Source organism: Rhizobacter sp. P3_B12 (genome assembly GCF_056402895.1).
In genome coordinates this window covers 1-7,838 of the sequence record NZ_JBFUGN010000206.1, presented here as the reverse complement: position 1 = coordinate 7,838, position 7,838 = coordinate 1, and the positions used below count along the sequence as shown (strand labels likewise).

The window sequence follows — 7,838 nt, the reverse complement described above, 5'->3', positions numbered from 1 at the left end:
GGCCAGCGCGCGGATGCGCTTGAACACCTCGAAGCCGCTCGCGTCGGGCAGGCCGACATCGAGGATCACCAATGCCGGTGGCTGGGCCTGCACCTGCGCGACCGCCTCTTCACCGGTCGCGACCCAGGCCGGCTCGAAGCCGTCGGTGCGCAGCGCGTACTGCAGCGTGTCGGCGATGCCGGGTTCGTCCTCGACGATCAGGATGCGCGGCTTCATTCGGTCGGCAGGAAGCCTTCGATCGACAGGTAGCGCTCGCCGGTGTCGTAGTTGAAGCCGAGCACCGTCGCGCCGGCCGCCAGCTCGGGCAGCTTCTGCGCGATCGCGGCCAGCGTCGCGCCCGACGAGATGCCCACCAGCAGGCCTTCCTCGCGGGCGGCGCGGCGGGCCATCTCCTTCGCGGCCTCGGGGTCGACCTGGATCACGCCGTCCAGCAGGTCGACGTGCAGGTTCTTCGGGATGAAGCCGGCACCGATGCCCTGGATCGGGTGCGGGCCCGGCTTGCCGCCGCTGATCACCGGCGACAGCGTCGGCTCGACCGCGAACACCTTCAGCTTCGGCCAGCGCGCCTTCAGCACCTTCGCGCAGCCGGTGATGTGGCCGCCGGTGCCCACGCCGGTGATCAGCGCGTCGATGCCGCTCGGGAAATCGGCGGCGATCTCCTCGGCGGTGGTGCGCACGTGGATGTCGATGTTGGCCGGGTTGTCGAACTGCTGCGGCATCCAGGCGCCGGGCGTCTCGGCCACCAGCTCGTTGGCGCGCGCGATCGAGCCGTTCATGCCCTTCTCGCGCGGCGTCAGCACGAAGGTCGCGCCATAGGCCAGGATCAGGCGGCGGCGCTCGACGCTCATGCTCTCGGGCATCACCAGCACCAGCTTGTAGCCCTTCACCGCGGCGACCATCGCGAGGCCCACGCCAGTGTTGCCCGAGGTCGGCTCGATGATCGTGCTGCCCGGCTTCAGCGCGCCGCTCGCCTCGGCCGCCTCGACCATCGCGAGCGCGATGCGGTCCTTGATGGAGCCGCCCGGGTTGGAGCGCTCGCTCTTCACATAGACCTGGTGCGTGCCGCCGAACAGGCGGTTGATGCGGATGTGCGGCGTGTTGCCGACCGTCTGCAGGACATTCGATGCGAGCATGGGGACCTCCGTCGTTGGACCGCAAATTATGGGCGCGATAATTCGCCGATGTACGCCGCCCTCCAGAACGACACCTTCCTGCGCGCGTGCCTGCGCCAGCCCACCGACCACACGCCCGTCTGGCTGATGCGCCAGGCCGGCCGCTACCTGCCGGAGTACCGCGCCACGCGCGCCAAGGCCGGCAGCTTCATGGGCCTCGCCACCAACACCGACTACGCCACCGAGGTCACGCTGCAGCCGCTCGAACGMTATGCGCTGGATGCAGCCATCCTGTTCAGCGATATCCTGACCATCCCGGACGCGATGGGTCTGGGCCTGAGCTTCGCGCTCGGCGAGGGGCCGAAGTTCGCCTCGCCGGTGCGCGACGAGGCCGCCGTCGACCAGCTGGCCGTGCCCGACATGGACAAGCTGCGCTACGTGTTCGACGCGGTCACGTCGATCCGCCGCGCGCTGAACGGCCGCGTGCCGCTGATCGGCTTCTCGGGCAGCCCGTGGACGCTCGCCTGCTACATGGTGGAGGGCGCCGGCTCCGACGACTACCGCCTCGTGAAGACGATGCTGTACAGCCGCCCCGACCTGATGCACCGCATGCTCTCGATCAATGCCGATGCGGTCGCGCTGTACCTGAACACGCAGATCGAGGCCGGCGCGCAGGCGGTGATGATTTTCGACAGCTGGGGCGGCGTGCTGGCCGACGGCGCGTTCCAGGCCTTCAGCCTGGCCTACACGCAGCGCGTGCTCAGCCAGCTGAAGAAGGAGCACGACGGCCAGCGCATCCCGCACATCGTGTTCACGAAGGGCGGCGGCCCGTGGCTCGAGGAGATCGCCGGCAGCGGCGCCGACGTGGTCGGCCTCGACTGGACCGTCAACCTCGGCCAGGCGCGCCAGCGCATCGGCGGCCGCGTCGCGCTGCAGGGCAACCTCGACCCGAACGTGCTGTTCGCGCCGCCGACGCAGATCCGCGCCGAGGTGGAGCGCACGCTGCAGAGCTATGGCAGCGACCGCACCGGCCACATCTTCAACCTGGGCCACGGCATCAGCCAGCACACGCCGCCGGAGCACGTGTCGGTGCTGGTCGACGCGGTGCACGAGGCCTCGCGGCGCTGAATCGCGGTTACAAAGCCCCGGTCTTCTGGGGGGAGTGATTTCCCCAGGTACGTTTGCACAGTGCTTGACTTATCCCCAAAACGCTGAATGTGACGAATGGCCGCTCTTGCGTCAACGAAGGCGACTGCCAGATCGTGGTGCACGCGCTAAGTCGTTGATTTCATTGGGTCTGAAAACTGCCGCTAAAGTGAGCAACGCAAGCGGAGGCCAAGCAGATCAAGAACTTAGCGCAGCTCTCTGCAGGTTTCCCACAAAGTTATCCACAGAACGCGGGGAAAGCTCCAAAACGCTTTGTGTATCAGCGACTTAGACGGATTTTCTGAGGGGCCCTCTAGCTTTGACCGATAACTCGCCCCCGCTGGCCGCCGAGCTGGCCACCGCCTTGCCGGTGGCGGTCGAGACCCCGCAGCACAGCGGATTGCAGGGCACACTCGACTACACAAGCGAGCGCCCGCTCTCGCCGGGGACGTTGGTGCGCGTGCCGCTGGGCCGGCGCGAGGTGCCCGGCATCGTCTGGCCGGGCGAGGCGAGCAGCGAGCCGACGCTGGCGCTGAAGCCGATCGCGCAGGTGCTGGACGCCTTGCCGCCGCTGAGCACCCGCTGGTGCGAGCTGGTCGGCTTCGCGGCGGCGTACTACCAGCGCAGCGTCGGCGAGATGGCGCTGGCGGTGCTGCCGCCCGAGTTGCGCAAGCTCGACAACGACCAGCTCGCGAACCGCGTCGCGCGCCTGCGCAAGGCGATGGCCGCGGAACCCGCGCCGGCGGCCGCCGCGCCGGCCGCGCCCGAGCTGAACGCCGACCAGGCCGCGGTGCTCGAGCAGCTGCAGGTGCTGCACACGCCGGGCGCGGCGCCGGTCGTGCTGTTGCACGGCCTGACCGGCAGCGGCAAGACCGAGGTCTACCTGCGTGCCGCGGAGCGGGCGCTCGCCGCCGGCCAGCAGGTGCTGGTGCTGGTGCCCGAGATCAACCTGACGCCGCAGCTCGAGGCCCGCTTCGCCGAGCGCTTCGGCAGCGGGCCGGTGCCGCGGCGCATCGTCTCGCTGCACAGCGGCCTGACACCGGCGCAGCGGCTCAAGCACTGGCTCGCGGCGCACCTCGGGCTGGCCGACCTGGTGCTGGGCACGCGGCTCGCGGTGTTCGCGCCGCTGCCGCGCCTCGGGCTGATCGTCGTCGACGAGGAGCACGACCCGTCCTACAAGCAGCAGGAAGGCGCGCGCTATTCGGCGCGCGAYCTCGCGGTGTACCGCGGCAAGCTCGAAGGCGCCTGCGTGGTGCTCGGCTCGGCCACGCCGTCGATCGAGAGCTGGCAGCGCGCCGACCAGGGCCGCTACGTGCGGCTGACGATGGGCCAGCGCATCGGCGGCGGCACGCTGCCGGCGGTGCGGCTGGTCGACATGAACCTGCTGCCCAAGATCAAGGGCATCAGCACCGCGCTGTCGCCGCAGCTGGTGGCGGCGCTCGGCAAGCGGCTCGAGCGCGGCGAGCAGAGCATGCTGTTCCTGAACCGGCGCGGCTATGCGCCGGTGCTGCACTGCGGCGAATGCGGCTGGAAGAGCGGCTGCCCGAACTGCAGCGCCTTCCGCGTGTTCCATCGCGTCGACCGCACGCTGCGCTGCCACCACTGCAGCCTGACGCAGCCGGTGCCGCGCGCCTGCCCCGATTGCGGCAACCTCGACATCGCGCCGATGGGCCGCGGCACCGAGCGGCTCGAGGAGCAGCTCGCGCAGGCCTTGCCCGGCGCGCGCATCGTGCGCATCGATGCCGACTCGACGAAGCTGAAGGGATCGCTCGAGGCGCAACTGTCGGCGGTGCACGACGGCAACGTCGACGTGCTGGTCGGCACGCAGATGGTGGCCAAGGGGCACGATTTCCGGCGCATCACGCTGGTGGCGGCGGTCGACCCCGACAGCGCGCTGTTCAGCAGCGATTTCCGGGCGCCGGAGCGGGTGTTCTCGCTGCTGATGCAGGCGGCAGGGCGGGCCGGGCGCGATGCGGCGCAATCGGGCGCGAGCGAGATGTGGGTGCAGACCTGGCACCCGCAGCATGCGCTGTACCAGGCGCTGCGCACGCACGACTACGCGGCCTTCGCGGCGCAGCAGCTGAAGGAGCGCGAGATGGCGGGGCTGCCGCCGTTCACGCACCTCGCGCTGCTGCGGGCCGAGGCGCGCACCGCGCAGGCGGCGCGCGATTTCCTGCAGGCGGCGGCCGACCTCGCGAACCGGTTCGAAGGCGCCGACCAGCTGCTGATCTACCCGCCGGTGCCGACCAGCATCGCCCGCGTCGCGAACGTCGAGCGCATGCAGATGCTGATGGAGGGGCCGTCGCGCGGGGTGCTGCAGCGGGTGCTGAGCGCCTGGGTGGCGAGCCTGCCGTCGCTGCGCAGCGAGCACAAGGGCGTGCTGCGCTGGGCGCTGGACGTGGATCCGCTGGCGATCTAGGGTTGTTTCTTGGCGGGCGGCTCGAAGCGCTGCGCCGGCTTCGCGGCCTTCGCATACAGCCCCTCGACGCGCGGCAGGTTGGCCTCGATGTCGCGGATGCGGGTCGGCCCCGACGGGTGGGTCGACAGGAACTGCGGCGGCGCACCCTTGCTGGCCTGCGCCATCTTGTTCCACAGGCTGACGCCGGCCCGCGGGTCGTAGCCGGCGCGCGCGGCCAGTTCCATGCCGACGAGGTCGGCCTCGGATTCGTCCTCGCGACCGAACTTCAGCGTCAGCAGCTGGCCGCCCATGTCGGCCACCGAGCGGCCGATGCTGCCGAGCCCGAGGATCGCGGCGCCGAGCCCGATCGCCCCTTGCGTCGCCAGGTTCTTGCCCATGCGTTCGCGGGCGTGTTCGCGCAACGCGTGCGCGACCTCGTGGCCCATCACCATCGCGACCTCGTCGTCGGTCAGCTGCAGCTGCTCGAGGATGCCGGTGTAGAACGCGATCTTGCCGCCGGGCATGCAGAACGCGTTGACCTGCTTCGAGCCGATCAGGATGACCTCCCATTTCCAGCGGTTCGCCCGCTCGTTCCACTCGGAACTGAACGGGATGATGCGCTGCGAGATCGCGCGCAGCCGCACCACCTGCGGGTGGCTGTCGGGGCCGAGCGCGCGCTGCTGCGCGGCCTGCTGCTTCAGCTGCGCGTATTGCTGCGCGGCAGCCTGCTCGATCTGGTCGGCCGACACCAGCTTCGTGAAGCGCGATTCGCCGCCCACGTCGACGCCGTCGCGCGCCCAGGCCGGCACGGCCAGCGTCGCGCCGGCGGCGGCCAGCGTCGCGGCGAAGCGGCGGCGGGCATGGAAGGCGCAGCCGCAGGTGATCAGGGGGAGGTCGGCGTCGTGGTTCATGGCAGGTTCAGACTGGCAGATGGGGTTGCGGTTCCCGGACTCAATCATCGACGGGAAGCTGTGTCGGATCGACCTCGAGCGCCTGCACCGGCGCGCGCAGCCACACGAGCATCAGCAAGGCCGGCAGCGCGAGCACGGTGGACAGCAGGAAGAAGGTCGGCCAGCCGATGGTCTCGGCGGTGACGCCGGCCACCGGGCCGACCCAGACGCGGCCGACCGACGCGAACGCGCTCAGCAGCGCGTACTGCGTCGCGGTGAAGCGCTGGTTGCACAGGCTCATCAGGAACGCGACGAACGCGGTCGTGCCCATGCCGCCGGTGATGTTCTCGAGCGCGATCACCATCAGCAGCCCGCCGTCGACCGGCGTCGCCTGCTTCAGCCAGACGATGGTCCAGTCGAAGGCCGGGATCGTGACCCCCGGCAGCAGCCCGTGGCCGTGGCCGGCGAGCCACCAGAAGCCGAGGTTGCTGAGCATCTGCAGCACGCCGAACAGCAGCAGCGCGCGCCACAGCCCGAGCTTGAGCATCAGCGCGCCGCCGAGCAGCGCGCCGCCGATCGTCAGCCACAGGCCGATCAGCTTGTTCGCGACGCCGACCTCGGCCGGGCCGAACTGCATCGCCTTCAGCAGGAACGGCGTCATCAGCGAGCCGGCGAACGCATCGCCCAGCTTGTAGAGCACGATGAACGCGAGGAAGGCGCCGGCGCCCGGCTGCACGAAGTAGCTGCGCAGCCCGCCGAGCAGCGTCTCGAAGCGCGCCGCGCGCGCCGCCCACGCGGCCAGCGGCAGCGTGAACGCGATGCCCAGCAGCAGCGCGAGCAGCTCGGTCCAGCGCTGCTGCAGCGCGGCCGGCAGGCTGCTGCCGGCCCACCAGGGCGACAGCACGGCCGCGGCGATCGGCGGCCCGAAGCGCTCGCTCAGCACGAAGCCGAGCGCGACCGCGCACAGCACCGCGCCGAAGCCGATCACGTCCTGCCGCGCGACCGACGACGGCCGCAGCGTCAGCGGCAGCCGCGGCAGCGCGACCGCCGACAGCACCGCGGCGCCGACCATCAGCCCGGCCATCACGCGGTAGACGTCGGGCCAGGACCAGCCGCCGCCCTGTGTCGGATCGACCCAGATCAGCGCGACRCCGCCCGACAGGATCATCGCGAGCCGGTAGCCGAGCACGTAGAGCGACGAGCCCAGGCCGCGCTCGCGGGCGGGCAGCAGGTCGGTGCGGTAGGCGTCGACGACCACGTCCTGCGAGGCCGACACGAAGGCGACCAGCACCGCCAGCAGCGCGAAGCTGCGCGTCGCGCTGCCGGGCGAGGTGGTGGCCATCAGCAGCAGCGCGCCGGCCAGCGCCAGCTGCGTCAGCACCAGCCAGCCGCGGCGCCGGCCGAGCCAGGGCAGCTCGAAGCGGTCCATCAGCGGCGCCCACAGGAACTTGAAGGTGTAGGGCAGGCCGACCAGGCTGAGGAAGCCGATGGTCGCCATGTCGATGCCCTCGACGCTGAGCCAGGCCTGCATCGCCTGGCCGGTCAGCGCGAGCGGCAGGCCGGACGCGAAGCCGAGCACGCTGACGACCAGCAGCCGGAAGGCGACGGCCGCCCGGGAGGACGGCAGCGCGGGCTGCACGGAAGCGGAATCGGACATGGGCCCGATTCTAGGGAGTCACTTCGGTGCGGAAGCGGGCAGCGGCTGCTGCCGGTAGATCGCCTCGGCCAGCGCCAGCAGCTGCTCGCGCGGCAGGCTGCCGGCCAGCGCGTAGCCGGTGCCGGCCTCGACCCAGTAGAAGAGGTTCACGTCGCCGTCGCGCTCGAAGCGGAACGCGGCCGGTGCGGCCTCATCGGGCTTGCGCAGGTAGACGGTGACGCGGGCCGTGCCGCCGGTGGCCTGGTACATCAGCTGCGCACCGGGCCCGGCCCCGGCGCCGTCGGGCAGCAGCCGCCCGCCGACCAGCTCGTAGCCCTGCTCGCGCAGGTCGAACAGCTTGACCGGCACGTTCAGGCGCCGCGTCAGCCAGCGCGACAGGTGCTCCTCCTGGGCGCGGCTTTCCTCGGCCGTCTTGCCGGCCACCGCCACCTCGACCGGGTGGCGCTGCTCCGGCACGTAGACGCTGTGGGCCAACGCCGCGCGCTGCACCCAGCCGCCGGCCGGTGCCTGGGCCACGACTGCGCGCGCCGGCTGCACCCGCCACATCGCGCCGGCGCCGATCAAGCCGCCGAGCGCGAAGATCGCGAGCGCCGCCGCCCACTGGCCGCGGCCCTGCCACCACGGCGCTGCCGCCT

General features: G+C 71.2%; 7 protein-coding genes. 2 read left to right on the top strand and 5 right to left on the bottom strand.

Going from position 1 to position 7,838, the window contains the following annotated elements; all coding sequences use genetic code 11:
- Both AC1D01_RS13460 and cysK read right to left on the bottom strand, forming a co-directional pair.
- On the bottom strand, positions 1–216 hold a 216-nt coding region (locus AC1D01_RS13460), incomplete at its 3' end, for a response regulator (protein ID WP_477866956.1).
- The gene (gene cysK / locus AC1D01_RS13455) at positions 213–1,133 is read right to left on the bottom strand and encodes a cysteine synthase A (RefSeq protein WP_047501615.1); all 921 of its coding nucleotides are present in this window, start codon (positions 1,131–1,133) and stop codon (positions 213–215) included. The genes AC1D01_RS13460 and cysK, both read right to left, overlap by 4 nt.
- A gap of 48 nt (positions 1,134–1,181) precedes the next feature.
- Here cysK and hemE point away from each other — a divergent pair, with 48 nt between their 5' ends.
- Together hemE and AC1D01_RS13445 are read left to right on the top strand one after the other, a co-directional pair.
- Positions 1,182–2,240, top strand: coding sequence for a uroporphyrinogen decarboxylase (gene hemE / locus AC1D01_RS13450; protein WP_477866954.1), 1,059 nt, complete (start codon positions 1,182–1,184; stop codon positions 2,238–2,240).
- A 370-nt stretch (positions 2,241–2,610) separates the two neighbouring features.
- Positions 2,611–4,677, top strand: a complete 2,067-nt coding sequence (locus AC1D01_RS13445; protein ID WP_477866958.1) for a primosomal protein N' — start codon at positions 2,611–2,613, stop codon at positions 4,675–4,677.
- Here the strand turns inward: AC1D01_RS13445 and AC1D01_RS13440 are convergent.
- The 3 genes from AC1D01_RS13440 to AC1D01_RS13430 form a co-directional block, all read right to left on the bottom strand.
- The gene (locus AC1D01_RS13440) at positions 4,674–5,567 is read right to left on the bottom strand and encodes a M48 family metallopeptidase (RefSeq protein ID WP_477866952.1); all 894 of its coding nucleotides are present in this window, start codon (positions 5,565–5,567) and stop codon (positions 4,674–4,676) included. The two genes, AC1D01_RS13445 and AC1D01_RS13440, sit on opposite strands and share 4 nt — an antisense overlap.
- Before the next feature lie 40 nt (positions 5,568–5,607).
- The gene (locus tag AC1D01_RS13435; protein WP_477866950.1) at positions 5,608–7,203 is read right to left on the bottom strand and encodes an AmpG family muropeptide MFS transporter; all 1,596 of its coding nucleotides are present in this window, start codon (positions 7,201–7,203) and stop codon (positions 5,608–5,610) included.
- A gap of 18 nt (positions 7,204–7,221) precedes the next feature.
- Positions 7,222–7,838 (bottom strand): anti-sigma factor family protein (locus AC1D01_RS13430; RefSeq protein ID WP_477866948.1); only part of this gene is annotated, 617 nt, incomplete at its 5' end.

Excerpts from the sequence above, each read along its gene's own strand:
- cysK (WP_047501615.1), bottom strand. The coding sequence starts at position 1,133 with ATGCTCGCATCGAATGTCCTGCAGACGGTCGGCAACACGCCGCACATC.
- AC1D01_RS13440 (WP_477866952.1), bottom strand. The coding sequence starts at position 5,567 with ATGAACCACGACGCCGACCTCCCCCTGATCACCTGCGGCTGCGCCTTC.